This window comes from Pseudomonas sputi, from assembly GCF_021603585.1.
GTDB lineage: Bacteria > Pseudomonadota > Gammaproteobacteria > Pseudomonadales > Pseudomonadaceae > Aquipseudomonas > Aquipseudomonas sputi.
Window position 1 is genome coordinate 27,356 of sequence record NZ_BQHI01000009.1, and the last position, 24,035, is coordinate 51,390.

The following is a 24,035-nucleotide window of genomic DNA, read 5'->3' on the forward strand; positions in this document are numbered from 1 at the left end:
TCTCGCCAAATCAATTACTCCTACACTGAGCCCAATCTGTGCGATCTTCTCGCGACTGGCCCCTGTCGGAGTTGTTTGATGCTGTCTCTGCTCACCGATCATCCGTTGTTTTGCGCCCTGATTCTGATCCTGATCGATCTCGGTCTGTGGCGCCTGATCAGCGCCCACGGCAGCGCGTGGAAACTGTTGGTGCGGGTGCTGATTTTTGCCCTGTTCAGCATCTTGTTGTTCAACGAAGGGCTCAACCCGATGGAGCCCGCACCGTGGGCCGACAACGTACCGTTGCACCTGGCGGCGACCGGGCTGCAGATCGGCTGGTGGCTGTTCGGCGCTCGGACCCTGACGGTGTTGATCGGCGCGGTGATGATGCAGCGGGTCGGGCACACCGGGCGGTTGTTGCAGGATCTGCTCGGTGCGGTGATCTTCCTGATTGCGATCATCGCGGCACTGGCCTACGTACTGGATCTGCCGGTCAAGGGCGTGCTGGCAACGTCCGGGGCGCTGGCGATCATCGTCGGGCTGGCGTTGCAGAGCACTTTGAGCGACGTGTTTTCCGGGATCGTGCTCAACACCACCAAGCCTTATCAACTGGATGACTGGATCTCCATCGACGGCACCGAAGGCCGGGTTACCGACATCGACTGGCGCGCCACGCGCCTGCAAACCAGTCAGGGCAGCATGGCGGTGATTCCCAACTCGCTGGCGGCCAAGGCCAAGATCATCAACTTCAGCCGGCCGAGCAATATGTTCGGGGTTGCCGTCAGCGTGCAGGTCAGCCCGCATGCGCGGCCCGGTTCGGTGATCGATGCCCTGGAGCGGGCGATGCAGGGCTGTCGCCAATTGCTGGAGAGCCCCGCGCCGAGTGTCGCGCTGAAGAGCTCCAGCAGTGCCGGCAGCGAATATGAAATCAGCGGGTTTGTCGCCTCAATGAGCGAAAAGCGCGTGGTGCGCAATCAGCTGTTCGACCTGGCGTACCGGCATCTGCAAGCATCCGGGGTCAATCTGCTGTCGAGCAATGAGCCCGGCGTGCCGAGCAATCTCTCACGCCCGCGGGCGCTGCTCGACAGTTCGCCGATTTTTTCCACGCTGCGTCAGGAAGAGAAAGAAACGTTCAGCCAGAACATGACCCTGCAGACCTTCCGTGCCGGCGAGATGATCCTGGCGGGCGGCGAGGTCAGCGATCACCTGTTCATCATCGAGTCCGGCGTGGTGTCGGTGACGCTCAAACGCCACGGCACGCCGTTCGAGTCCGGGCGGATGGGGCCGGGTGAAGTGATCGGCGAGGCGGGTATTGTGTCCGATACGTCGTTGCCGGCCGACTTCTCGGCAAAAACCTTTTGCGCGTTGTACCGCATCGAGAAGTCCTATCTCAAACCGTGCCTGGACGCCCGCCACGACGTCAACGACGCGATGAAGGCGCTGCTTGATTTCCGCCTGCACAAGGCGCAATCCCTGACGGAAGAAATGCCGGTGGCGGTGCCGAAAAAAGGTTTCCTGCAGTGGCTGCGCAACCGCGTGTGAGTGGTGGATCCGACGCAACCGTTGTGCAGGGCTGATGTCACAGTTTTTATCGGTCAATGGCAGGAGCCCGGACGATGAAAAAAATGCGCATTGCCACGTTCAACGTCAACGGTCTGCGTGCCCGTCTGCCGAACCTGCTGGAGTGGCTCAAGCGCGAGCAGCCGGACATCGCCTGTCTGCAGGAGCTCAAGCTGGTGGACAGTGCGTTTCCTGCCGCCGAGCTGGAGGCCGCCGGCTACGGTGCCATCTGGCACGGCCAGGCGTCATGGAACGGTGTGGCGATTCTTGCCCGTGATGCGCAACCGCTGGAGAGCCGGCGCGGTCTGCCCGGCGATCCCGACGATAAACACAGTCGCTACCTCGAAGCGGCGGTGCACGGGGTGTTGGTGGGGTGCCTGTACCTGCCCAATGGCAATCCGCAACCGGGGCCGAAGTTCGACTACAAACTGGCCTGGTTCGAGCGCCTGATCAAATACGCCCGGGATCTGCAAAGCAGCGATCACCCGGTGGTGCTGGCCGGCGATTACAACGTGGTGCCCACGGATCTGGATATCTACAACACCCGTTCGTGGCTCAAGGATGCGCTGTTGCAACCGCAAAGCCGCGAGTGCTATCAGCGCCTGCTGGATCAGGGCTGGACGGACTCTTTGCGGCATCTGCATCCCGAAGATCGGCTGTACACCTTCTGGGACTATTTCCGTCAGCACTGGCAGAAGAACTCCGGGCTGCGGATCGACCATCTGCTGCTCAATCCAAAGCTGAAACCTTATCTGCACGAGGCCGGTGTGGATGCCTGGGTGCGTAATGAACCGCATGCCAGCGACCACGCGCCGACGTGGATTTGCATCGATTCGCGTAAAAGACGCTAGCCGGTGATTGGTTAATTCAATTGTCGATTCGAGCCCAGGATCCCGTATACAGGGCGAACATCGGCGGAACGATCCGCGCCCCCATGCAAAAGGACCCAGCAATGAGCGAGCCACGCCTGACGAATCTGAAACAGTATTTGCAACGCCTGGGATTCGATGTGCCCCCGACACCGACCCTTGAAACCCTGCGCCTGTTGCAACTGCGCCATACCGGCGCCTTTCCTTTCGAAAACCTGTCGACGCTCAGTGGCGAGCCCGTCCTGATCGATCTGCCGTCCATCGAACGCAAAGTCTTTCATGACGCCCGGGGCGGTTACTGCTACGAGCTGAACAACCTGTTTCTGGCGTTGCTGTTGGAGCTGGGGTTCGATGCGCGGGGGATCAGCGGGCGAGTGGTCATGAATCAGCCCGAGGGCAGCTGGACGGCGCGCACCCACCGCTTGAGCCTGGTGACCATTGACGACGTGCGCTACATCACCGACGTCGGCTTCGGTGGCATGGTGCCGACCGCACCGCTGGTGCTCGATACCGAGGCTGAGCAATTCACGCCGCACGAGCCGTATCGCATCGAAGTGCAGGCCGATGGCTACATGCTGCGGGCCAGGGTCGCTGGCGAATGGCGGCCGATGTACCTGTTCGACCTGCAACGCCAGGAAGACATCGATTACACCCTCGGCAATTGGTACGTCTCGACCCACCCGGACTCGCCATTCGCCCAGCGCCTGATGGTGGCGCGTACCGGCGACGGCTGGCGGCGTACGATGAACAACGGCAGTTTCGCCATTCACCGCATCGGCGCCGAGAGCGAGCGGCGCGAAGTGACGGATGTCGATGAGTTGATTGAATTGCTGGAACGGGAATTTGGCCTGCGCTTGCCGCACCAGCCTGGTGCGCGAGAGGCTCTGGCGCGCTTGATTCAGCCAGTTTGAACGCTACGGTTTGACGTCCGGTTCCAGTACCCGCCGGATCTCGTTCACGGCCGCCGACAGTTTTTTCTCAAGGCTCTTGAGGTCGGTGGCGGTGATGCCTTGCTTGAATTGCCCGCTGGAATGTTCGAGTTCATCGGTTGCGCCACGGCTGTTAAGCAATGCGTGGCGCAGGGTGTTGTTGATCACCGTCTGATACCCAAACCCTTCCTCTTCGGCGACCGTACGTGCCGCTTCGATGACCGCATCATCAAGCATGATGGTGATGCGCGTTTTACCCTTGGTGGGCGCACTGGCGCCGCGTTTACCTTCGCTGAAATCGTATTCATCTTTCATTGATCACCTCTGCGCAAAGTTGCCATTGCTCGCTGGGCTCGAACGCGTTGGCAGCATTCTTGCTTTTGTCGAACTGAATCTTGAATGACTTCATTATGCATATTTTATATGTATAAAAAGTGCGGCCGCGCCGTCGGTCGCCGTGAACACTTCAGCCTGGGCGGATAAAACGTGAACTCGATTGGGGATGTGTTGCCGGATTTGTGGGGGGATGAAAGCAGCGGGATAGAAGGTGGGGTGGCTGGCTAACCATTATGTGACTGATAAGTTGTATACAAGTCTATGGACATTTGTCCTGACTCTTGCATACAGTGTGTGCATAACAAAAACCAGGGAACTCCCCCACCATGAAAACGCCCCATGTTTCACACCAACGGCCCGAGGACGAGAATCTCGGGGTCGGCGCGAATATGGCTTACGGCCTGCAACACGTTCTGACCATGTATGGCGGTATCGTCGCGGTGCCACTGATCATCGGTCAGGCCGCCGGGCTGTCGCCGGCGGACATCGGTCTGTTGATTGCTGCTTCATTGTTTGCGGGGGGGCTGGCCACGTTGCTGCAAACCCTGGGTTTACCGTTTTTCGGATGTCAGTTGCCGCTGGTGCAGGGCGTGTCGTTCTCTGGCGTTGCCACGATGGTGGCGATTGTCAGCAGCGGCGGGGAGGGCGGCTTCCAGTCGGTGCTCGGCGCGGTGATTGCGGCGTCGTTGATCGGCTTGCTGATCACCCCGGTGTTCTCGCGCATCACCAAGTTCTTCCCGCCGCTGGTCACGGGTATCGTGATCACCACCATCGGCCTGACGCTGATGCCGGTGGCCGCACGCTGGGCCATGGGCGGCAACAGTCATGCGCCTGACTTCGGCAGCATGCAGAACATCGGTCTGGCGGCGGTCACGCTGGTGCTGGTGTTGTTGCTGAGCAAGGTCGGCAGCTCCACCATTTCGCGTCTGTCGATCCTGTTGGCCATGGTGATCGGCACGGTGCTGGCGGTGTTCCTCGGCATGGCGGACTTCTCCAACGTCACCCAAGGCCCGATGTTCGGCTTCCCGACACCGTTCCATTTCGGCATGCCGACCTTCCACTTCGCCGCGATCCTGTCGATGTGCATCGTGGTCATGGTGACCCTGGTGGAAACCTCGGCGGACATCCTGGCGGTCGGTGAAATCATCGGCACCAAGGTCGATTCCAAACGCCTGGGCAACGGCCTGCGGGCGGACATGCTGTCGAGCATGTTCGCGCCGATCTTCGGCTCGTTCACTCAAAGCGCCTTCGCCCAGAACGTCGGGCTGGTGGCGGTGACCGGCATCAAGAGCCGCTATGTGGTGGCAACCGGCGGCATCTTCCTGGTGATCCTCGGCCTGCTGCCGTTCATGGGCCGGGTCATCGCAGCCGTGCCGACTTCGGTACTCGGCGGTGCCGGTATCGTGCTGTTCGGCACCGTGGCGGCGAGCGGGATCCGCACGCTGTCCAAGGTCGATTACCGCAACAACGTCAACCTGATCATCGTCGCCACCTCGATCGGCTTCGGCATGATCCCGATTGCCGCGCCGAACTTCTACGACCACTTCCCGAGCTGGTTCGCGACCATTTTCCATTCGGGCATCAGTTCGTCGGCGATCATGGCGATCCTGTTGAACCTGGCGTTCAACCACTTCACGGCGGGCAACTCGGATCAGCAGTCGGTGTTTGCGGCGGCAGAAGAGCGGACCCTGCGTTATCGCGATCTGGCGGCGCTGCGTGAAGGCGACTACTTCAGCGACGGCAAGCTGCATGACTGCGACGGCAACGAAGTGCCGGTGATCGATCCGGATTCGGACCACGGTCATGGCGCGCCGAAGGCACATGCCAAGAGCAGCGAGCACGTCTGACTGCTGTTCCTGAATAGAAAAGGGCCGATCAGTTGCGAAACTGATCGGCCCTTTTTCTATGGCGCCGCTTTTTCAGCGCCCACAAAAAACCCCTGAATCTTTCGATTCAGGGGTTCTGTATTTGGCTCCACAACCTGGACTCGAACCAGGGACCCAGTGATTAACAGTCACTTGCTCTACCAACTGAGCTATTGCGGAATTGGTGCGTATGTTACTGATTTAAAAAGACTAGTCAAGCGCGAGATGTAAATTTGTTGGAAAGGTCAGGACGGGCGGCGCTTTATCGGCAATTGGCGGTTACCAGAAGGCCACCAGAGGTCTACCATGGCCGCCCGGAAGTGGTGACACGCGCTGCCGGCCATTCGCCGAAAAGGTATGCGCCATGAATAGCCCCATCCTCACCCATTGTCCTGTCGAGGTGTTCGCATGAGCACCGCGCAAATCAGTCTGCCCAAAGGCGTTGGCCCGCACGCCGAAAAGCTTTACGACGCGATTACTCAGGCCGGTACGGCTGAAGAGCTGAACCGCGCAGGCGGCAAGGCCGAAGGTTTTGTCCTCGGCCTGGAAAGCACCAAGGCGATCAAAAGCCAGGTCGCCGAATCGCTCTATGTCGTTTATGACGACGCGGCGACTCAGCGTGCAGCGGAGCTGGTTTAACCGCCGAAGGTGAAGGTGCCGAGCATCAGCTTGGCGTAGAGCATCGTCGCGCCCAGTTGCACCAGCCACAGCGCCAGCCCGCCGAGAAACACCCCGGCCGCGACTTGCAGTACCAGATTATTGCCGCGTTTGGCCGGGGCGCGAGGGATGAAGTCATCCAGATCGTCGCGGTCGGCGCGCAGGTCATCGTTTTTCATGTCGGTTCTCTGAAATATCGTCTGTGTGCAGTCTAGAGGCTGTAGCGGTATTTCTTCAGACAAATAAAAACGGGAGGCCCGAAGGCTTCCCGTTTTCAGTGCTGCGCCGGATCAGATGACCTGAACGATGGCGTCCGTCACGGCTTCAATGTTGCTCTGGTTCAGCGCGGCGACGCAGATGCGGCCGGTGTCCAGGGCGTAGATGCCGAACTCGTTGCGCAGGCGGTGAACCTGTTCGGTGGTCAGGCCGGAGTAGGAGAACATGCCGCGCTGACGACCGACGAAGCTGAAGTCACGCTGCGGGGCTTTCTTCGCCAGCAGAGCAACCATCTGCTCGCGCATGCCGCGAATGCGCAGGCGCATTTCAGCCAGTTCGGCTTCCCACTGAGCGCGCAGTTCCGGGCTGTTGAGCACAGCGGCGACGATGCTTGCGCCGTGAGTAGGCGGGTTGGAGTAGTTGGTGCGGATCACGCGTTTGACTTGCGACAGTACGCGGGCGCTTTCTTCTTTCGATTCGCTGATGATCGACAACGCACCGACGCGCTCGCCGTACAGCGAGAACGACTTGGAGAACGAGCTCGATACGAAGAAGGTCAGGCCGGACTCGGCGAACAGACGCACGGCAGCGGCGTCTTCGGCGATGCCGTCACCGAAACCCTGGTAAGCCATGTCGAGGAACGGCACGTGACCTTTGGCCTTGACTGCTTCCAGCACGTTGTTCCAGTCCGCCGGGCTCAAATCGACGCCGGTCGGGTTGTGGCAGCAAGCGTGCAGTACGACGATCGAGCCGTTCGGCAGGGCATTGAGGTCTTCCAGCAGGCCGGCACGGTTCACGTCGTGGGTGGCGGCGTCGTAGTAGCGGTAGTTCTGCACCGGGAAACCGGCGGTTTCGAACAGCGCGCGATGGTTTTCCCAGCTCGGGTCGCTGATCGCCACGACGGCATTGGGCAGCAGTTGCTTGAGGAAGTCGGCACCGATTTTCAGTGCGCCGGTGCCGCCTACGGCCTGGGTGGTGACAACGCGGCCCGCCGCCAGCAGCGGCGAGTCATTGCCGAACAGCAGTTTTTGCACGGCCTGGTCGTAGGCCGCGATACCGTCGATCGGCAGGTAGCCGCGCGAGGCGTGCTGAGCGGCGCGAAGGGTTTCGGCTTCGATGACGGCGCGCAGGAGTGGAATTCGCCCCTCTTCGTTGCAGTACACACCCACCCCGAGATTGACCTTATTGGTCCGGGTATCGGCGTTGAATGCTTCGTTGAGGCCCAGGATTGGATCGCGGGGTGCCATTTCGACAGCGGAGAACAGGCTCATTTTTACGGCGGCTCTGAATGGAGAGTGGAGGGACGTGTCGCGCTCCAGCCGAATGCACTAGAGCGGTGCACAAACGGGGAGCTAGTATAGAGGCCATCATCGATCAATGGCGACAGGCGATTCGGCTTTTAAGGTAAGTTTTTCCGATTATTTCTCGACCGTTAGTCGAATGGATCTGTCGGAGACTTTACCGGATGTAGGACGTTTGCCTTGAAAGGCGAGGCAATCGGCTCCACATTCAGCACAATCTTCGTTTTTTCTTGCGCGACATCGGTCGTTTGCGGTCTTTCTCGTGGTGCTGCGGTTTGCCCGTCGCGTCTCGATTCCAGAGGTGTTTATGTCTGAATTCCAGCTCGTCACCCGTTTCGACCCCGCCGGCGATCAACCCGAAGCCATTCGCCTGATGGTCGAAGGCATCGAAGCCGGGCTGTCGCACCAGACGCTGCTCGGGGTGACCGGGTCGGGCAAGACCTTCAGCATCGCCAACGTGATCGCCCAGGTGCAGCGTCCGACCCTGGTGCTGGCACCCAACAAGACCCTGGCCGCGCAGTTGTACGGCGAGTTCAAGTCGTTCTTCCCGAACAACGCCGTCGAGTATTTCGTTTCCTACTACGACTACTACCAGCCCGAAGCCTACGTGCCGTCGTCCGACACCTTCATCGAGAAGGATGCGTCGATCAACGATCACATCGAGCAGATGCGTCTGTCGGCCACCAAGGCGTTGCTGGAGCGCAAGGACGCGATCATCGTCACCACGGTGTCGTGTATCTACGGTCTGGGCAGCCCGGAAACCTATTTGAAAATGGTCTTGCACGTCGATCGCGGCGACAAGCTCGACCAGCGTGCGCTGGTGCGGCGTCTGGCCGACCTGCAATACACCCGCAACGACATGGATTTCGCCCGCGCAACCTTCCGCGTGCGCGGCGATGTGATCGACATCTACCCGGCCGAATCCGACCTCGAAGCGATCCGTATCGAGTTGTTCGATGACGAGGTGGAAAGCATTTCCGCGTTCGACCCTCTGACCGGCGAAGTCATCCGCAAGCTGCCGCGCTTCACCTTCTACCCGAAAAGCCACTACGTGACGCCCCGGGAAACCCTGCTCGACGCCATCGAGGGGATCAAGGTCGAGTTGCAGGAGCGCCTGGAATACCTGCGCAACAACAACAAACTGGTGGAAGCCCAGCGTCTGGAACAGCGCACCCGCTTCGACCTGGAGATGATCCTCGAACTCGGTTACTGCAACGGCATCGAAAACTACTCGCGCTACCTGTCGGGCCGTCCGGCCGGTGCGGCGCCGCCGACGCTCTACGATTACCTACCCGCCAACGCGTTGCTGGTGATCGACGAATCCCACGTCAGCGTGCCGCAGGTCGGCGCGATGTATAAGGGTGATCGCTCGCGCAAAGAGACGCTGGTGGAGTACGGTTTCCGCCTGCCATCGGCGCTGGACAACCGGCCGATGCGCTTCGACGAGTGGGAGGGGGTAAGCCCGCAAACCATTTTCGTCTCGGCCACCCCCGGCAACTACGAAGCCGAGCACGCCGGGCGGGTGATCGAACAGGTTGTGCGCCCGACCGGGCTGGTCGACCCGCAGGTTGAAGTGCGCCCGGCGTTGACTCAGGTCGACGATCTCTTGTCGGAAATCACCAAGCGCGTGGCCGTGGAGGAGCGGGTTCTGGTCACCACGCTGACCAAACGCATGGCCGAAGACCTGACCGATTACCTGGCCGATCACGGCGTGCGCGTGCGTTATCTGCACTCGGACATCGACACCGTCGAGCGGGTCGAAATCATCCGTGACCTGCGTCTGGGCACCTTTGACGTGCTGGTGGGGATCAACCTGCTGCGTGAAGGCCTGGACATGCCGGAAGTGTCGCTGGTGGCGATCCTCGATGCGGACAAGGAAGGCTTCCTGCGTTCCGAGCGTTCGCTGATCCAGACCATCGGCCGTGCGGCGCGTAACCTCAATGGGCGGGCTATTCTCTATGCTGATCGCATCACCGGTTCGATGGAGCGGGCGATTGGCGAAACCGAGCGCCGTCGCGACAAGCAGATCGCCTTCAACCTGGCCAACGGCATCACGCCGAAGGGCGTGTTCAAGGACGTCGCCGACATCATGGAAGGCGCCACCGTGCCCGGTTCGCGCAGCAAGAAGCGCAAAGGCATGGCCAAGGCCGCCGAAGAAAACGCCAAGTACGAGGCCGAACTGCGCTCGCCGAGCGAGATCACCAAGCGCATCCGCCAACTGGAAGAGAAGATGTACCAGCTGGCCCGGGACCTGGAATTCGAAGCGGCAGCACAGATGCGCGACGAAATCGCCAAGCTGCGTGAGCGGCTGTTGGCCGTCTGACGGATCGTTCCCACGTTCTGCGTAGGAATGCAGCCCTGGACGCTCTGCGTCCGCTCAAGGTTAATGTGCCTCGCCGGCCTTCAGTCCGGCGGGCAGTTTCTTGGTCAGCAAAATCGCCAACATGCTGATTCCCAGCGCAATCCCGACAAAATGAAACGCATCGTTGTAGGCCATGATCAGTGCCTGCTGATGAACGATTTCACTCAACTTGCCCAAAGCCGCCGTGTCACTGCCGAACCGATCAGTCATCGAGGCCAGGCGTTCGGCCACCTGCGGATTGGTCGGCACCACCGCTTCACGCAGGTAATCGAAGTAGGTCTTGGTGCGCGCATCCAGCAGGGTGGCGAGCAGCGCGATGCCGATGGCGCCGCCGAGGTTGCGCAAAATGTTGAACAGGCTCGATGCCGAGCCCGCGTCCTGCGGCAGGATGTACGCCGTGGCGATCAGCGAAATGGTCACCATGATCAGCGGCTGACCCAGCGCGCGGATGATCTGGATCTGGTTGAACTGCGGCCCGGCGAAATCCGGGTTGAGCACCCCGGATGAAAAACTCGCCAGCCCGAACAGGCCGAAACCGATCGTGCACAGCCATTTCGGCGAGACGAATTTCATCAGTTTCGGCACCAGCGGAATCAGGAACAGCTGTGGCACGCCCATCCACATGATCACTTCGCCGATCTGCAGGGCGTTGTAGTTCTGGATCTGCGCCAGGTACAGCGGCAGCAGATAGATCGAACCGTACAGCCCAACGCCCATGCCGAGGCTGGAAATACTCGACAGCCCGAAATTGCGATTGCGCAGGATGCCGAGGTTGATCAGCGGGTTGGGTTTGGAAATCTGCACGATGACGAAGGTGATCAGGCTCAGCAGGGCGATGCTGCCCAGCGTCACGATCAGGCTCGACTCGAGCCAGTCCTTGCGATGGCCTTCCTCAAGAAAAACCTGCAGGCAACCGAGGCCGACACCTAGCGTCAGAATGCCGGTGTAATCGGTGCTTTTCAGCAGCTCCCAGTGCGCTTCTTTCTTCTCCAGGCCGTACATCAGTCCGGCGATCATGATCAGTCCCGGCGGAATGTTGATATAGAAGATGTACTCCCAGCCCCAGTTTTCCGTAAGCCAGCCGCCCAGCGTCGGGCCGATGGACGGGGCGAAGGTGGCGGTCATGGCAAACATCGCCATGCCTTTGGCGCGGTGGTGTTCGGGGAGTTTGATCAGGGTCAGGGTGAACGCCAGCGGGATCAGCGCGCCGCCGGTGAAGCCCTGCATGGCGCGAAACACGATCATGCTCTCCAGGCTCCAGGCCATCGAGCACAACAGCGAAGAAATCAGAAAACCCAGCGACACCCACACCGCCAGTCGCCGGGCCGACAGCAACTGCACCAGCCAGGCGGTCAGCGGAATCATGATGATTTCCGCCACCAGATAAGAGGTGGAAATCCACGAGCCTTCTTCCAGCGTCGCCGACAGGGCGCCCTGAATGTCCTTGAGCGAGGAGTTGGTGATCTGGATGTCGAGCACCGCCATGAAGGCGCCGAGCATCACGCTCATCACCGCGATCCAGTCCCGCCGGGTCGGTTCGCCGACCGGGCGGATCAGCGAATCACCGGACATTGTCCGGGGCGTCTTTGATGTTCACGGTGGCGGTGACGGACATGCCCGGACGGATCTTGCCGTGCAGCGGGTTATCGGCCTTGAAGGTCAGCTTGACCGGAATCCGCTGTACCACCTTGGTGAAGTTGCCGGTGGCGTTGTCCGGCGGCAACAGGCTGAACTGCGCGCCGGAGGCTGCGAACAGGCTGTCGACCCGGGCTTCGATCGGCGTATCGCCATAGGCATCGAAGACCAGTTCGGCCTTCTGGCCCGGCTGCATGTGACCGATCTGGGTTTCCTTGAAGTTGGCCTGCACCCAGATGTCTTCGTCCGGAACGATCGACAAAAGATAGGCCCCGGCCTGCACCACTTGACCATTGCGCGCGGCACGCTGACCGATCAGGCCGCTGATCGGTGCATGGATTTCACTGCGGGTCAGGTTCAGTTCAGCCTGGGCGAGGTCGGCGCGGGCGTTGGCGATCTGCGCATCGAGGCGTTTGATCTCGGCCGTCAGCGCGTTGACTTGCTGGCGCTGGCTTTGGGCATCGGCCTGGGCCTTGGCCACTTGCGAGCGGGCAATATGGGCGTCGGCGGAGAGGGTGGTGACCCGCTCCTCGGAGACGTAGCCGGGTTTGCGCAGGGTTTCTGCCCGCGACAAATCCATCTGCGAGCGCCCGAGGGTGGCTTGTGTGGATGCCACTTGCGCATCGCTGGCGGCGATCAGGCTCGATTGCTGAGTCAATTTGCTCTGGGCCTGCAGGCGTTCGGCTTCGCGGGTGGCGAGGGCGGCATTGGCGCGATCGACGGCGAGACGGAAATCATTCGGTTCGAGACGGATCAGCAACTGGCCTTTTTCCACATGCTGGTTGTCCTGCACCAGCACTTCGTCGATGCGTGCGCTCAACTGGCTCGACACGCGGGTGATTTCACCCTGGACATAGGCGTTGTCGGTGCTTTCATAAAAGCGTCCCTTGAAAAACCAATGGGCGAAAAAGCCCCCGGCAATCAACAGGACCAGCAGCAGGAAAATCAACAGGCGACGCTTGAGTTGGGCAGGCATGGGCAAACTGCAGTCGAGTAATTGTAAGGAAAGTTATCAGCGGGCGAATCTGGCATACAGCCGATGAACGGTAAATGCCGTCTGGTGATATTCGGCCATTCACCTCGGCCAACGGGCGTTCCAGACGCAACCTTGGCTTAAATGCCCTGCCCGCTGGAGCGGGGCGGGTGTCGCCTGTTACCATTCGCCGCTTGATCGTTCTTTGCTTTTCATTCTTTTCGAGACATGCCATGACCACCGTCCGCACTCGCATCGCGCCATCGCCTACCGGGGATCCCCACGTAGGTACCGCTTACATCGCACTGTTCAACTACTGCTTTGCCAAGCAGCACGGCGGTGAGTTCATCCTGCGCATTGAAGACACCGATCAATTGCGTTCGACCCGCGAGTCCGAACAGCAGATCTTCGACGCCCTGCGCTGGCTGGGCATCGACTGGAGCGAAGGCCCGGACGTCGGCGGCCCGCACGGCCCGTACCGGCAGAGCGAGCGCGGCGATATCTACCAGAAGTACTGCCAGCAACTGGTCGACATGGGCCATGCCTTCCCGTGCTTCTGCACCGCCGAAGAGCTGGACCAGATGCGCGCCGAGCAAATGGCTCGCGGCGAAACCCCGCGTTACGACGGCCGTGCGCTGCTGCTGTCCAAGGAAGAAGTTGCCCGTCGCCTGGCTGCCGGCGAGCCGCACGTGATCCGCATGAAAGTGCCGAGCGAAGGCGTCTGCGTGGTGCCGGACATGCTGCGTGGCGATGTCGAGATCCCGTGGGATCGCATGGACATGCAAGTGCTGATGAAAACCGACGGCCTGCCAACCTACTTCCTGGCCAACGTGGTCGACGACCACCTGATGGGCATCACCCACGTATTGCGTGGTGAAGAGTGGCTGCCATCGGCGCCGAAACTGATCCTGCTTTATGAGTACTTCGGCTGGGAACAACCGGAGCTGTGCTACATGCCGCTGCTGCGTAACCCGGACAAGAGCAAGCTGTCCAAACGCAAGAACCCGACTTCGGTGACGTTCTACGAGCGCATGGGCTTCATGCCTGAGGCGATGCTTAACTACCTGGGCCGCATGGGCTGGTCGATGCCGGACGAGCGCGAGAAGTTCTCGCTGCAGGAAATGGTCGACAATTTCGACCTCAAGCGTGTGTCGCTGGGTGGGCCGATCTTCGATATCGAGAAACTGTCGTGGCTCAACGGTCAGTGGCTGCGTGATCTGCCGGTGGAAGAGTTCGCCGCTCGCGTGCAGAAGTGGGCGTTCAATTCCGAATACATGATGAAGATCGCGCCGCACGTTCAGGGCCGCGTCGAAACCTTCAGCCAGGTTGCACCGCTGGCCGGGTTCTTCTTTGCCGGTGGCGTGAACCCGGATGCCAAGCTGTTCGAATCGAAAAAGCTTTCGGGCGATCAGGTGCGTCAACTGATGCAATTGATCCTGTGGAAGCTGGAAAGTCTGCGTCAGTGGGAGAAGGACAGCATCACCGCGACGATTCAGGCGGTGGTCGAATCCCTCGAGCTGAAGCTGCGTGATGCGATGCCGCTGATGTTCGCCGCGATCACCGGGCAGGCGAGTTCGGTGTCGGTGCTCGATGCGATGGAAATCCTCGGGCCGGACCTGACCCGTTTCCGTCTGCGCCAGGCGATTGACCTGCTGGGCGGCGTGTCGAAGAAAGAAAACAAAGAGTGGGAAAAGCTGTTGGGCGCCATCGCCTGATTGCGTTTGACGCTGCAGGACGCGCCGAAGGTCAGGATCTTTTGATCCTGTCCTTCGGTGTTTTCCCCCGAATTTACGGGGGGAGGGCGGTAAGTGATTGTTATGCCGACAAAAAATTTTGAAATTTTTCAAAAATAAGTTTGACAGCCTTTCGATACGCCCTTAAGATTCGCCCCGTCCTCAGCGATGACATCAGCGATGAGGGGCTATAGCTCAGCTGGGAGAGCGCTTGCATGGCATGCAAGAGGTCGACGGTTCGATCCCGTCTAGCTCCACCAATTTACACTTCGAAGCCTGGCCACACCGGCTTCGAAGCGATCAACACTCAGCGTTGATCAGTTGTATAGAAGGGTTTGCGTCCCCTTCGTCTAGTGGCCTAGGACACCGCCCTTTCACGGCGGTAACAGGGGTTCGAGTCCCCTAGGGGACGCCAGTTTTACAGAAGCGATGTTGCAAGATGTCGCTCCGCCGAGAGGCGAAAAATCCGGGGCTATAGCTCAGCTGGGAGAGCGCCTGCATGGCATGCAGGAGGTCAGCGGTTCGATCCCGCTTAGCTCCACCAATTTACAGTTCAAGGTCTGGCCACACCGGCCTTGAATCGATCAGTACTCAGCGCTGATCAGTTGTATAGAAGGTTTGTGTCCCCTTCGTCTAGTGGCCTAGGACACCGCCCTTTCACGGCGGTAACAGGGGTTCGAGTCCCCTAGGGGACGCCACGATTACCCGCTTTGCGGGATTTTATAAGGGTCATTCAATTATTGAATGGCCCTTTTGTTTGTCTGGCGTTTGGCCAAATTCTCTTTTTCCTTAACACTGTGCTTCAGACCAGCGGTCACGCATGTGACTTGCGGAATATTATTATGAGAATAATATTGCTATCGTAATATTCGGAGGCGACGATGAACGACAAGAAAGCTCAAACCCGCGAACGCATTCTCAAGGCCGCCAGTGCTGCACTGATCCAGCGCGGCCCGGCTGAACCGAGCGTGGGCGAAGTGATGGGGGCGGCCGGCCTGACCGTCGGCGGATTCTACGCGCACTTCGAAAGCAAGGACGCCATGATGCTTGAGGCGTTCAAGCAATTGCTCGGTCGCCGCCGCGACCTGATTGCCGACATGGACAGCGACCTGACCGGTGAAGAACGCCGCGCCCTGGTGGCTGCGTTCTACCTGTCGCGCAAGCATCGCGATTCCAGCGACTCTGCCTGCCCGATTCCGGCCTCCATTGGCGAATTGGGCCGTCTGCCGGAGGCCTTTCGGATCGCGTTGAACGAACACTTGGAATTGATGATTGCGCAGTTGGCGGCAACGCCGGAAGACACCGACAAAGCGTTGGCCGACGTAGCCTTGATGGTGGGTGGCCTGGCGCTCGCAAGAGCGTTGGGCCCTGGGGATTTATCCGATCGATTGCTGCGCGCTGCCAAGTCGGCGGTGCGTTGACCTGAAGGCTACAAGCCCGGGGAGAGAGCGATGAGCACGTTGAAGTGGGTTCGCGGCGTTAATGGCACCTTGGGCTGGTTCGCACCGAAACTGGTGGCGAGCAAAATGCGTTTGGCGTTCATGACGCCGCGCGCGAATGCACCGCGAGACTGGGAATTGCCGCTGCTGGCGAAATCCGAACGCATCACCTTGCGCTTCGGCCTCTCGGCCCTGCGCTGGGGGCAAGGCCCGACTGTTTTGCTGATGCACGGCTGGGAAGGGCGGCCCACCCAGTTTGCCGCGCTGATCACGGCGCTGGTCGAAGCGGGCTACACCGTTGTCGCGCTTGATGGCCCGGCCCACGGTCGTTCCCCGGGGCGTGAAGCCAACGTGGTGCTGTTCGCCCGCGCGATGCTTGAAGCCGCGGCCGAGTTGCCGCCGTTGCAGGCCGTAATAGGCCATTCCATGGGCGGCGCCAGTGCCATGCTCGCGGTGCAATTGGGCTTGCGTACCGAAACCCTGGTGAGCATCGCCGCTCCAGCGCGGATTCTCGGGGTGTTGCGCGGGTTTGCCCGTTACGTCGGCATGCCGCCCAGAGCTCGTTCAGCGTTCATTCGACAAGTCGAACAGGACGTCGGCATGCGCGCCGCCAACCTCGATGTCGCCCACTATCAACTGGATATGCCAGGCCTGATCGTGCATGCCGAGGACGACACCTTTGTCTCGGTCAAGGAATCCCAACTGATTCACGAGTCCTGGTTCGACAGCCGCCTGTTGCGCCTGGAGGCCGGCGGTCACCAGCGCGTGCTGGCCGACCCTCGGGTGATTGATGGCGTGCTATCACTGCTGGCCGGGCGCAGCCTTCAGGCGCGGCAATCGGCGTAGTCATCCGTTACACTGCCCCGGTTGAATCATCTGACCGGGAGTAGGGCATGGGCTGGGATCGGGCAACGCCGTTTACCATTGATCTGCAAGTGGGCGCCGAGGACATCGACGGGCTGGGCCACGCCAACAACGCGGTCTACGTGACCTGGCTCGAGCGCTGCGCCTGGCGCCACTCGCAGCGCCTGGGGCTGGATCTGGTCGAGTACCGGCGCCTGGACCGGGCGATGGCCGTGGTGCGACACGAAATCGACTACCTGGCCGCTGCCTACGAAGGCGATGAACTGCAACTGGCGACCTGGATCGTCGATTGGGACCAGCGTCTGAAAATGACCCGTCACTTCCAGCTGATCCGCCCCAGCGACAACGCCACGCTGCTGCGTGCCCAGACCACTTTCGTCTGCATCGAGCTGTCCACCGGCAGGCCCAAGCGCATGCCCGCCGAGTTCATCGAAGGCTACGGCCCGGCCATACAGACGGCGGACATGGGTTTAGCCCGCGAAACCCAGTAAACTGCCGCACGTTTTTCCTTGAGTGTGTGTTTCCCATGCAAATTGCTCTGGCGCCGATGGAAGGGTTGGTCGACGACATCCTGCGCGATGTTCTGACCCGTGTCGGCGGTATTGACTGGTGCGTGACCGAATTCATTCGGGTCAACGACCAGTTGCTGACCCCAGCCTATTTCCACAAGTTCGGCCCTGAACTGCTCAATGGTGCGCGCACGGCTTGCGGTGTGCCATTGCGCGTGCAGTTGTTGGGTTCCGATCCGGTGTGCCTGGCAGAAAACGCGGCGCTGGCTTGCGAGCTGGGCTCTGAAGTGATCGACCTGAACTTTGGTTGCCCGGCCAAGACCGTCAACAAATCCCGTGGCGGTGCGGTACTGCTCAAGGAGCCGGAGCTGCTCAACCGGATTGTCGAGCACGTCCGTCGCGCCGTACCCGCGCACATTCCCGTCACCGCCAAGATGCGCCTGGGTTTCGACAGCCCGGACGGCTCGCTGGTCTGTGCCACGGCACTGGCCGAGGGCGGCGCCGAGCACATCGTGGTTCATGCCCGCACCAAGGTCGACGGCTACAAGCCGCCGGCACATTGGGAGTGGATTCCGCGCGTGCAGGACGTGGTCAAGGTGCCGGTATTTGCCAACGGCGACATCTGGAGCGTCGAAGACTGGCACCGTTGCCGGGAAATCAGCGGCGTCGAAAACATCATGCTCGGTCGCGGTCTGGTCTCGCGTCCGGATCTGGCCAAACAGATCGCCGCCGCCCGTGCCGGTGAGGAGGTCGTCGAGATGACCTGGGCCGAGCTGATGCCACTGATCCAGGACTTCTGGCTGCAAGCCAAAGCGCAAATGACTGCTCGCCAGTCGCCGGGCCGTTTGAAGCAATGGCTGGCCATGCTGACCCGCAATTATCCTGAGGCCACCGAGCTGTTTACCGTGCTTCGGCGTGAAACCGAGCCGGATCAAGTCTCGCGTTTACTGGGGTTGCCGGTCGCCGAAGCGGCCTGAAAAAATCTTCAAATACGCTCTTGAAAACAAAACGCAGGTCCCTATCTAAGGGTTACGCGATGCCGAATTCGGGTCGCGGAGACAAAAAAACTTGCTGATTGTTTTCAGGAGATTTGAATCATGAGTACTGCATTTTCCCTCGCTCCACTGTTCCGTTCCTCGGTAGGTTTCGACCGTTTCAACGACCTGTTCGAAACCGCCCTGCGCAACGAGCCAGGCAGCACCTATCCGCCTTACAACGTGGAAAAACACGGTGACGATCAATACCGCATCGTCGTGGCGGCGGCCGGTTTCCAGGAAGAAGACCTGGAACTGCAAGTCGAAAAAGGCGTGCTGACCATCAGTGGCGGCAAGCGTGATGCCAATGAAGGCGTCACGTTCCTGCACCAGGGCATTGCCCAGCGTGCATTCAAGCTGTCCTTCCGCCTGGCCGATCACATCGAGATCAAGGCCGCCGGCCTGAGCAACGGTCTGTTGAGCATCGACCTGTTGCGCGTGATTCCGGAAGAGGCGAAAGCCAAGCGCATCCCGATCAACGGGTCGCAGCCGGCGCTGCAACACTGAGTCACTTACAGAAACAAATCGTCTGAACGGGCGATAAGCCGCTGAATGAAGGCCCCGATACGTCGGGGCCTTTTTTGTGGGCGCAAGAAAACAGCTGTTCGACTTTGCCGGCGGCGGCGGTTTCTCTACAATCCGCCGCAGTGTTGCCGACCCCATCCTTATCGGTCGGCGTGGAGCCTTTTTTCATGGACGATATTCAACAGCGCTGGCTGTGCGCCCTTTCTGCGCCAATGGCAGCGCTCAACACCGGCGCTGGGTACGACGACCCCGCGTTCTGCGACGACCGCTACATCGATCTGAAGGACAGTTGGGGTATCGATGACCGGCGGCAATTGTTCGACATGCTCCAATGGATGACGGACGACGGACATGCCAAGCACCTGAGTGGAGCCTATTCGGCGTGGCAACGTTGTCTGCCGAGTGAATGGCAGCGCTTGCTGGAGCAGCTGACCCCTCGCGAGCGTGTTCTGCATGAGTTTGCCAGTCGCACTTTTGGAGGTTGCGGTCCCGGAGGGATTTTGTCCTGGGACTACGGGCGGATGGGATTTCTCCTGCGTTGCGCGGTGCGCAATCAGTGGATTGATCTGGCCGAAAGCAACTGGCTGCACAGTTGTTTGGCCGTCAGGGCGCAATTTCACTACGGTAGCTGGATGTCCTACTTCAATGGCTTTGTCGTGGGGCGCAGCTTCTGGTGCTGCCTGAACACGAGCGACGACGAGCTGGCCTGCGAGCTGGAACGGCAGGGGGACAGTGCTCATAACCTGCGGATCGCCCGCGGCCTCGCCCAGAACATCCCGCACTTTCTGTCCGACCTGTCCTGGCACATGGAGATTGATCTGCTGCCCCGTCCGGCATCGCTCAAGGAGTTCGACTGGTCATGAGTTGCTGGATTCGCCTGGGCATCGAGCCCACCTCCGACGAAACCCTGATTCGCGATGCCTACCGCGCACGTCTACCGTCGCATCATCCGGAAACCGATCCGGAAGGATTTCAGGCGCTGCGCATGGCCTACGAAAACGCGTTGCGCCTGGCGCGTGAAGACGAGGAACAAGCGCTCGAGGAAGAAACTGAAGAGTCAGAGCAGGAGGTTGTCGAGGTCCCGCAGGCGTTCGTGGATTTCTGCGAATTGCTTGACGATCCCGCGCGACGGTTCAACTTCGAGGCGTGGCAGGCATTTGTCCGGGCGCTTGATGAGCTGTCGCTGGAACAGCTTGATGAACTCGGTTGGGGGCTCTACCACCGGATGGCTGATGCCGGTCCGCTGTCCTACCGCTGCGCGAATCTGTTGGCCAGGCGAATGGCCTGGGATCAGCAGTTGCTGGATCTGGAATTCGAAGACGCGCGGCGGGTGGAAGCCTTTCTGCAGCGAATCGAAACGCCTGACCCGTTTGATACCGATCTGATGAGCGCCTGGTCAGAGGCTGCGCAGACCGAAACACTCTGGTACGCCCGCAGCCTCGACTTCATTTTCACCCAGCGTCCACTCCATGAGTTTGCCGACTTCGCCAGCCAGCACACCTGTCTGCCGTTGCCGGATGATGCTGCGTTCATCAAGCGTTTGCTGGTGCAGTTCACTCAGGCGGGCATCGGTGCATCGACTTTTTTGCAGTGCTGCGTCGAAAAGCAGCTGGAAGCACCTGATGATGTGGACTGGCTTTACCTGTTGGCGTGTCAGAGCAGTCTGCTGGGGCGGGACGATCAGGCATTGCCGTGCTGGATCAGGCTGTGGAACGAGTTCCGCCATCCGATGGCCGAAAGTCGTCTGCTGGAATTGTGCACCAAGCGGCAACCGACTTTTCTGCCTCTGCTGGTTCAGGCGTTCGATTGTCTGGACGAGTTTTCTCACTGGCCTGCGGATCTCGGGGATGACGCTCAGGTATACGGCAGTCCGTCGCAACGCCCCGAGACGCTGAACCGTTGGTTGGGTGTCGGGCGGTTGAAGCTTAATAGCCTGGCGCAGAGTTTTGTCGATTGGCGCATGACGGGCGATGAACTCCCGTTGCTTGCCCAACTGCTGGGTGAGAATGCCGACAGCCGGCTGCTGCAACTGTACCGGCATGCGTGGGCGCTGCATCGCGGTGATGCGGTCTTGCTGCAGCGGATTCTGGATCAGCCGCTCCCGGTCGATGCGCTCGAATGCCTGGTGTTGAGCGGGTTCAAAGCCCAGGCCGGGCAGCATCTGCGCTGGTTGGAGAATGCGCCGATTGCGCAGGCGATGAGCGCCTTCAGCGAAGCGGATTCAACATCGCAGCAATTGCCGCAGGAGCTGACAAACGGCGCGCTGCACAAGGTCTGTCGCCTGTGGTTGCGTCGCTTGCGGCCCTACAGTGACACCGCCCTGGAGCGCATCGCCGAAGCGTTCAGTTTGGGTGCCGTCAAAGACGACTGTGACCTGTCCGAACTCGATCTGCTTTTTCAGTTGAGCCGTCGCGGGATCGGGTTGCCGCCGGTCGGGCTGGGGGAGGCCGCGTGGGAATGGCACGCTCAAACCATGTTTTTGCTGGCATTGCTGGATCAGCCGGAACGCTGGCTGCAATTGATCGATGGGCAGTGCCTGGAACGTCTGCCGTTCAATCCGGCTCATCCCGTTAGCCGATTGCAGCCACTGTTGCGCCGTTTGCAACGCGAACAAGGCAATTGCGACGGTTTGCTGGGCTGGCTGCAAGGCAATGATCCGGTACACGGCTTGTTGGTGCAGCAATTGTTCAGCGTGCAGCAGGCCCTCGACAGTGCCCGTCTGCCTGCCAATACCCTGCTCTACACCTGCATCGAAAGCGATCGCGCTGCATGTGGCGACGACCTGCTGGGTTTGTTGATGTTCTGGGGCGTGCTCTATCACGACCCGAGCCTGAGCGCCGAGCAACATCGTGCGTTGTTGCAATCCATCGCGGCGGTCAGTTGCGAGGACGACTGGTTCGAAGGGTTTCGTGACGGCTTGATCAAGGGCGAGCCGGTGTGGCCGCCGCGCAAGGTGTTGACGGATTTCGGGGTCGACAAACTGTTGGCGTACGAGTCTCTCGATGCGCTCAAGGCCATGGTTCGCTATGGCGCTGCCGGTGTGCCGACAACGCGAGTGCTGCGCCAATTGCAGCAGGGCAAGGATGACGTGCAGAACAGTATCGGCTTGCGCCTGGCGCTGTGTGCCTTACTGTCCTGGTCGGAGCGTTTGATGCTGGCCAACAGTGATATTCAGCCGGTGCCGGCTGGGGCGATCTGGCGCCTGGGCTCGCGGCTGGGGCGCAAGGCTTTTATCGCTCAGGTTCTGGGGTGTGTGGTGATTGCGCCGGTGGCAGGGCTGATCAGCAGTACCACGTTCTTAGGCATTCTGATTCTGTTATTCAGTGTTCTGTTGTTATTCGGCGCCACTCTGCGTCGTTTGCACGACATGGGTCGAGGTTTGCCCACGTTGCTGATATTCATGGCCCTGTCGCCGGTCTTGCCATTCCTGCCGCTGCTGCTGTTCGGCTTTCCCGGTGACAAGTTGCCCAACCGGTATGGGGTGCCTCCGGACAGCGGGGGTGGCGAGATGCTGTCCGGTGGCCTGCAGGCTGCTCTGCGGCGACTCAACGGCTAGAGGCGCAACTGGTCCAGCGCCTTGTTGAGTTCCGAGCGGTGGCTGGCGATCTCTGCCGGCTGCTGCCCGCCGAGTACCGTGGTGAAGTTGTGCAGCCACTCGGCAATGTGTTCGCGCTGTGTGCCCAGACTCTGCATCCATGCCCGTTCCAGGCGGGCCAGCAGTGTGCGGTTGGGCAATGCATCGCGTGGATGGACCTTCAGTGTTGACAGTCGGTTATGGCTGTCTCTGCGCGCTTGCTCATCCAGTCCGGTGGGACTGCGGTCGATACTGTGGCTGTGGCGTTCGCCGGTCTCGAGCAGCGTGACGTCGACTTCGAGCAAACCGTTGATGTCGTAACTGAAGCGTACGTCCAGCTCCTGAATGTTATCGGTGGGCGTCAAGGTGACATCGAAAGCGTCAATGAGGATGTTGTCACGTACCCACGGCCGCTCACCCTGGTAAACGGCAATGCGGATCAGCTCCTGCCGCGGATGGGTGGTGTGGTAGCGCTCTACCCGTGACGTCGGGATGATGGTGTTGCGTTCGATGATCGGCGAAAAGGCGCCGTCGATGCCTTTGCCACGCATGGTCGCGATGCCCAGCGTATACGGGCAGACATCGGTCAGGATCAGTTCTTCGATCGCACCATCGCGTGCCTTGCAGGCCGCTTGCGTGGCAGCACCGAGCGCGACGATCGTGTCCGGATCAAGATGCCGGTAAGGCAGGCGTCCGAACAGGGTGGCGACCAACTGTTGTACCGCAGGCATCCGCGTCGCCCCACCCACCAGCACCAGACTGTCCAGATCCCGTGGTTTCAGGCGCGCATCGCGCAGGGCCTGTTCGATCGGCGCGCGCAGCCGTGTCAGCAAGGGTTCCCAGATCTTCACGGCAGCGGCTTCGTCCAGCGACCATTCGTACAGTTTGTCAGCATGGCGCCAGTTCAACGATTGAGTGCCTTCGCCGAGTTTGCATTTGAGTTGTTCCAGGGCATCACCCAGGCTGGCCATGCCTTGCGGATCAATCATCGACGGGGTCAGCTGCCAGTTTTTCAGACAGGCATTCAGCAGGGCAGCGGTAAAGTCTTCGCCACCCAAAAAGTTGTCGCCGGTGGACGCATGCACCTCGATCAGCGGCAGTGCATATTCCAGCACCGTGACATCGAACGTCCCGCCGCCCAGGTCGAAGATCAGCGTGCGTTCGAACTTCTGCTCGTGCAGCCCGTACGCCATCGCGGCGGCGGTTGGCTCGTTGATCAGTCGGGAAACCTTCAGGCCTGCCAGTTCGGCGGCAAACAGGGTGCGTTTGCGTTGCTCGTCACTGAAATACGCCGGCACGGAAATCACCGCTTCAGCCACCGGCTGGCCGAGAAAAGCCTCGGCGTCCTGCTTGAGTGAGCCAAGTACCAAGGCCGATAACTCTTCCGGGCTGAAGGTTTGTGTGCCGAGTTCGATTTTCCTGTCGCTGCCCATGAAGCGCTTGAACGCGGCGGCTGTGCGTTCCGGGTGGGTCGTCAGGCGTGCGCGGGCGGCCTTGCCGACCAGAATGGTCTCGTCTTCATCGAGGCTGACCACCGACGGGGTCAGCACCTCGCCAAGGGCGTTGGGGATCAATCGGGCCTGACCGTCCTGCCAGACGGCGATCAAACTGTTGGTGGTACCAAGGTCAATGCCCAGCAGGGCCGGGCGGGGAAGGGTTGCATCCTGCATGATCG

At 60.4% G+C, this 24,035-nt stretch carries 20 protein-coding genes and 5 tRNA genes; 18 read left to right on the forward strand and 7 right to left on the reverse strand.

Annotated features, from left to right (window positions below):
• The first annotated feature begins 78 nt into the window (after positions 1-78).
• The 3 genes from L6D81_RS14695 (at position 79) to L6D81_RS14705 (ending at position 3,319) form a co-directional block, all read left to right on the forward strand.
• On the forward strand, positions 79-1,521 hold the full coding sequence (locus L6D81_RS14695; RefSeq protein ID WP_236180456.1) for a mechanosensitive ion channel family protein: 1,443 nt from the start codon (positions 79-81) through the stop codon (positions 1,519-1,521).
• A 74-nt stretch (positions 1,522-1,595) separates the two neighbouring features.
• Positions 1,596-2,390: an exodeoxyribonuclease III gene (gene xth, locus L6D81_RS14700; protein WP_236180458.1), complete on the forward strand. Its 795-nt coding sequence runs from the start codon at positions 1,596-1,598 to the stop codon at positions 2,388-2,390.
• 101 nt (positions 2,391-2,491) lie between these two features.
• The gene (locus L6D81_RS14705; RefSeq protein WP_236180460.1) at positions 2,492-3,319 is read left to right on the forward strand and encodes an arylamine N-acetyltransferase family protein; all 828 of its coding nucleotides are present in this window, start codon (positions 2,492-2,494) and stop codon (positions 3,317-3,319) included.
• A gap of 3 nt (positions 3,320-3,322) precedes the next feature.
• Here the strand turns inward: L6D81_RS14705 and L6D81_RS14710 are convergent, their stop codons facing one another.
• A complete protein-coding gene (locus tag L6D81_RS14710) occupies positions 3,323-3,652 on the reverse strand; it encodes a BrnA antitoxin family protein (protein WP_236180463.1) in 330 nt (109 codons plus the stop codon).
• 347 nt (positions 3,653-3,999) lie between these two features.
• Here L6D81_RS14710 and L6D81_RS14715 point away from each other — a divergent pair, with 347 nt between their 5' ends.
• Complete coding sequence (locus L6D81_RS14715) at positions 4,000-5,520, forward strand: nucleobase:cation symporter-2 family protein (RefSeq protein WP_085690393.1); 1,521 nt, start codon at positions 4,000-4,002, stop codon at positions 5,518-5,520.
• Between the two features lie 122 nt (positions 5,521-5,642).
• Here the strand turns inward: L6D81_RS14715 and L6D81_RS14720 are convergent.
• Positions 5,643-5,718, reverse strand: a tRNA-Asn gene (locus tag L6D81_RS14720).
• 228 nt (positions 5,719-5,946) lie between these two features.
• Between L6D81_RS14720 and L6D81_RS14725 the strand changes: the two genes are divergently transcribed.
• Complete coding sequence (locus L6D81_RS14725) at positions 5,947-6,177, forward strand: hypothetical protein (protein ID WP_236180465.1); 231 nt, start codon at positions 5,947-5,949, stop codon at positions 6,175-6,177.
• Here the strand turns inward: L6D81_RS14725 and L6D81_RS14730 are convergent.
• Positions 6,174-6,374 (reverse strand): hypothetical protein, encoded by a 201-nt coding sequence (locus L6D81_RS14730; protein ID WP_007956421.1) that lies wholly within the window; start codon positions 6,372-6,374, stop codon positions 6,174-6,176. The two genes, L6D81_RS14725 and L6D81_RS14730, sit on opposite strands and share 4 nt — an antisense overlap.
• A gap of 111 nt (positions 6,375-6,485) precedes the next feature.
• Positions 6,486-7,682, reverse strand: a complete 1,197-nt coding sequence (locus L6D81_RS14735) for an amino acid aminotransferase (RefSeq protein ID WP_039770139.1) — start codon at positions 7,680-7,682, stop codon at positions 6,486-6,488.
• A 337-nt stretch (positions 7,683-8,019) separates the two neighbouring features.
• Here L6D81_RS14735 and uvrB point away from each other — a divergent pair, with 337 nt between their 5' ends.
• Positions 8,020-10,035 carry an excinuclease ABC subunit UvrB gene (gene uvrB / locus L6D81_RS14740; RefSeq protein ID WP_236180467.1) on the forward strand — a complete coding sequence of 672 codons (2,016 nt, stop codon included), beginning with the start codon at positions 8,020-8,022 and terminating at the stop codon, positions 10,033-10,035.
• A gap of 60 nt (positions 10,036-10,095) precedes the next feature.
• Here uvrB and L6D81_RS14745 read toward each other — a convergent pair whose 3' ends face one another.
• Positions 10,096-11,646 (reverse strand): MDR family MFS transporter, encoded by a 1,551-nt coding sequence (locus L6D81_RS14745; RefSeq protein WP_476748320.1) that lies wholly within the window; start codon positions 11,644-11,646, stop codon positions 10,096-10,098.
• Positions 11,636-12,685 carry an HlyD family secretion protein gene (locus L6D81_RS14750; protein WP_236180469.1) on the reverse strand — a complete coding sequence of 350 codons (1,050 nt, stop codon included), beginning with the start codon at positions 12,683-12,685 and terminating at the stop codon, positions 11,636-11,638. Before L6D81_RS14750 ends, L6D81_RS14745 begins: the two co-directional genes overlap by 11 nt.
• A gap of 230 nt (positions 12,686-12,915) precedes the next feature.
• Here L6D81_RS14750 and gltX point away from each other — a divergent pair, with 230 nt between their 5' ends.
• The 12 genes from gltX to L6D81_RS14810 all read left to right on the forward strand — a co-directional run bounded on the left by gltX (position 12,916) and on the right by L6D81_RS14810 (position 22,342).
• The gene (gene gltX / locus L6D81_RS14755) at positions 12,916-14,397 is read left to right on the forward strand and encodes a glutamate--tRNA ligase (RefSeq protein ID WP_007956429.1); all 1,482 of its coding nucleotides are present in this window, start codon (positions 12,916-12,918) and stop codon (positions 14,395-14,397) included.
• 202 nt (positions 14,398-14,599) lie between these two features.
• Positions 14,600-14,675 (forward strand) — tRNA-Ala (locus L6D81_RS14760).
• A 79-nt stretch (positions 14,676-14,754) separates the two neighbouring features.
• Positions 14,755-14,830: transfer RNA gene (locus L6D81_RS14765), tRNA-Glu, on the forward strand.
• A gap of 53 nt (positions 14,831-14,883) precedes the next feature.
• Positions 14,884-14,959, forward strand: a tRNA-Ala gene (locus L6D81_RS14770).
• A gap of 78 nt (positions 14,960-15,037) precedes the next feature.
• A tRNA-Glu gene (locus L6D81_RS14775) sits at positions 15,038-15,113 on the forward strand.
• A gap of 183 nt (positions 15,114-15,296) precedes the next feature.
• Positions 15,297-15,836 carry a TetR/AcrR family transcriptional regulator gene (locus tag L6D81_RS14780; protein WP_236180471.1) on the forward strand — a complete coding sequence of 180 codons (540 nt, stop codon included), beginning with the start codon at positions 15,297-15,299 and terminating at the stop codon, positions 15,834-15,836.
• A 30-nt stretch (positions 15,837-15,866) separates the two neighbouring features.
• A complete protein-coding gene (locus tag L6D81_RS14785; protein ID WP_236180473.1) occupies positions 15,867-16,700 on the forward strand; it encodes an alpha/beta fold hydrolase in 834 nt (277 codons plus the stop codon).
• Between the two features lie 47 nt (positions 16,701-16,747).
• On the forward strand, positions 16,748-17,209 hold the full coding sequence (locus L6D81_RS14790; protein ID WP_039770148.1) for an acyl-CoA thioesterase: 462 nt from the start codon (positions 16,748-16,750) through the stop codon (positions 17,207-17,209).
• Between the two features lie 35 nt (positions 17,210-17,244).
• A complete protein-coding gene (locus tag L6D81_RS14795; RefSeq protein WP_236180475.1) occupies positions 17,245-18,204 on the forward strand; it encodes a tRNA dihydrouridine synthase in 960 nt (319 codons plus the stop codon).
• Between the two features lie 120 nt (positions 18,205-18,324).
• Positions 18,325-18,768 (forward strand): Hsp20 family protein, encoded by a 444-nt coding sequence (locus tag L6D81_RS14800; RefSeq protein ID WP_236180477.1) that lies wholly within the window; start codon positions 18,325-18,327, stop codon positions 18,766-18,768.
• A gap of 185 nt (positions 18,769-18,953) precedes the next feature.
• The gene (locus L6D81_RS14805) at positions 18,954-19,649 is read left to right on the forward strand and encodes a DUF1266 domain-containing protein (RefSeq protein WP_236180479.1); all 696 of its coding nucleotides are present in this window, start codon (positions 18,954-18,956) and stop codon (positions 19,647-19,649) included.
• Entirely contained in the window at positions 19,646-22,342 is a 2,697-nt protein-coding gene (locus tag L6D81_RS14810; RefSeq protein WP_236180481.1) for a J domain-containing protein, read from the forward strand. The genes L6D81_RS14805 and L6D81_RS14810 overlap by 4 nt, the downstream gene beginning before the upstream one ends.
• On the opposite strand, the gene L6D81_RS14815 is transcribed toward L6D81_RS14810, so the two are convergent.
• A complete protein-coding gene (locus L6D81_RS14815) occupies positions 22,339-24,030 on the reverse strand; it encodes a molecular chaperone HscC (protein WP_236180483.1) in 1,692 nt (563 codons plus the stop codon). The genes L6D81_RS14810 and L6D81_RS14815 overlap by 4 nt on opposite strands.
• Between the last annotated feature and the right edge of the window lie 5 nt (positions 24,031-24,035).